General features: G+C 44.5%; 2 protein-coding genes. Both read right to left on the reverse strand.

The window, feature by feature from the left end; translation table 11 throughout:
• Positions 1-57: 57 nt before the first annotated feature.
• Positions 58-804 (reverse strand): IS21-like element helper ATPase IstB, encoded by a 747-nt coding sequence (istB, locus tag ACTHOQ_RS18760; protein ID WP_440497712.1) that lies wholly within the window; start codon positions 802-804, stop codon positions 58-60.
• A 1-nt stretch (position 805) separates the two neighbouring features.
• Positions 806-2335, reverse strand: coding sequence for an IS21 family transposase (istA, locus tag ACTHOQ_RS18765; RefSeq protein WP_440497713.1), 1530 nt, complete (start codon positions 2333-2335; stop codon positions 806-808).
• Positions 2336-2474: the final 139 nt, after the last annotated feature.

A 2474-nucleotide genomic window follows, 5' to 3' on the forward strand; every position in this document is an offset into this window, starting at 1 on the left:
TGTAACCGTCAAGTAGTTTTGGACACTTTCTGCCCATTAAATTTGAACACTTTTCTCTTAAAATAATGTCTGTCGATTTCTGATTCTATGACTCTCCCCATTTAAATGAAGAACTTCTGACCGGTGAAGGAGGCGATCTAAAATCGCCGTAGTAATTCCCTGGTCTCCCAGTAACTCTCCCCATTCCTCCGGCCCTTTATTGGATGTTAATATAATTGAGCTCCGTTCGTATAGATGATTGACGAGATGAAAAAACAGATTAGCCTCGTTCTGATCCATCGCCATATACATCAGATCATCAATGATGACCAGGTCGGCATCTCTTATCTTTTTCATCTGGAGCTGCGATTTACGAAGGTATTCTTCCGTTTTTAGAAGGGGAATCAGTTCACCCATGGAGATGAACAGGACGCGATACCCTTTACGGATCGCCTCCAGCCCCAATCCGATGGCGATATGTGTTTTCCCTACGCCCGGCGGACCCAGAAATATCAGGTTGAATGATTCCTCCAGCCAGGAGAGCTCGCAAAGCTGTCGAAGCTGTCGTTCACTGATTGATGGCTGTTCCTTTAAATCAAATTCCTTCAGGGTTTTCTGATAAGGGAATTTCGCCATTTTCAAATGCTTTTCGATCATCTTCTCTTCACGCCGTCTTTCCTCATAGGTCAGTAATTCCCTAAGGAATTCCTGGTAGGTCCATGATTGCGTCTCTGCTTTTCTTAGAAAAGCTGGAAGCTCTTTAGATGTTTCCGTCATCCTAAGTCGCTGAAACTGTGCTTGTATGTCTTCCACAGAATAATTCATCCTACGCACCTCCCAGTATCTTTAGATAGCCCTGAAGTTCCCTGACGGCAGCTTTTTCTTTATAATTGGGGGAGACGCTTTGGGCAATGCTCTGAACATCCGGTTCCTCATGTGCCCGAGTTTCCGCCAGATGTTTCGCTACATCACGAAAATCATTCGCACTCCACAGTGCCTTCTCCATGCAGACATCTAAAGCCTGCTGAATATAGGGGCTAAATCCCTTTATGGTCTTCTGCAGAATTTGAAGCTGATCTCTTATGTATCTCGGATATCGATGATGAATTTCATCAAGAAACCGTTGAACTTTCGCCCCATCTTCGAAAGACTCCCTGACTGTTTCCATATAGGCAGCTATCCCTTTCGTTCGATCCCTGCCATGGTTGGTATTCTTGATGAGCTGACCTTTTCCCTTGGAAAGAAGGTGAATAGCCAAGGGCTCCTCTCCGTGATTCTTTTCAATGATTAGCCGGTCTTCGACTATCCGGAGGCAAACTGTATTATCTCCACCCGGTTTATACGTTCCTAAAGGGACGGAATAACGGTTAGAACGGAATTTAATAATATTGTCCTTATGCACAGTCCTTGTTATACTGGACACATGGTTGCTTTCGAAAGAAAGCAGGGATGAGACTTTTCGCAAGTGTGGCTTTTCCAGGGCAAACACGTCGACAGGTCTCTTTTTTATTGTATTGTGCACCTGGTAATTCCCTTTTCTCTCGAGCCAGGCCAAGCACTGCTCATTCCAGGTTTCCAGCTGATGGAAGATGCGATTCTTCGCAAAGTTTCCTTTAATAAACTTCACCACATTTTCAATCTTTCCCTTTGATTCCGGATCTGCTGCCCGGCAGAGATAGATACGGAATCCTCTCTGTTGCCTGTACGCCTGAAATTCTTCCGTATAGAGAATATCGCCGCCATTCTCGCTGACAATCATAAGCTTATCCTGGTCATAGACGATTTCTTCCGTCATCCCTCCATAAAATTCAAACGCTTTCTCATGACAGCGAATGACGTCCCGGGTAGTAAACGGATGCTCCTGCCATACGGCATACTTGAATCGTGAATGCGACAGGACAAAGGCAATGACATACAGTTTAGTCGTTTTCCCCTCGGCTGTTTCCACGTTCATCTCTCCGAAGTCCACTTGCATCTGTTGTCCTTTCGGTAATTCCTCTACGGCCTCGTAACTGCGATAGCTGAGTGTTTTGGGAATGTGATATTCTTCACGCAGTTCCTTTACATACGTACGAACCGTACTGTCGCCGACCCCCTTGAAATGACAGCGTTCCTCCAGCCAATCCGATATTTGAGAAGCTGATAAATCCGGGTGTTCTTTCAGCCAGCTCAGAATATCAGCCCGATAAGGATCCAATTTCCGTTTCCTGGTTTTCAATTTATTCACCCACTCATAAGCTTCTTCAAGATCCATCTCGAGATATTCATAGACGGTTGTTCTAGATAATTCACATTTCCTCGCAATTGCAGATACAGTAAATCCCTGCCTTTTCAATTGATGCACTTCTACAATCATTTCTAGCTTCAGCACCTTCCTGATCCTCCCATACACTAGTTGTTCTTTACTCTATTAGTATAACTAGCGGGAGGTATTGTGGGTAGAAAGTGTTCAGTTCTATCAAGCGGAAACTGTCCATTTTAGTTTAGCAGTTACA

Source organism: Solibacillus silvestris (assembly GCF_051967575.1).
GTDB lineage: Bacteria > Bacillota > Bacilli > Bacillales_A > Planococcaceae > Solibacillus > Solibacillus silvestris_B.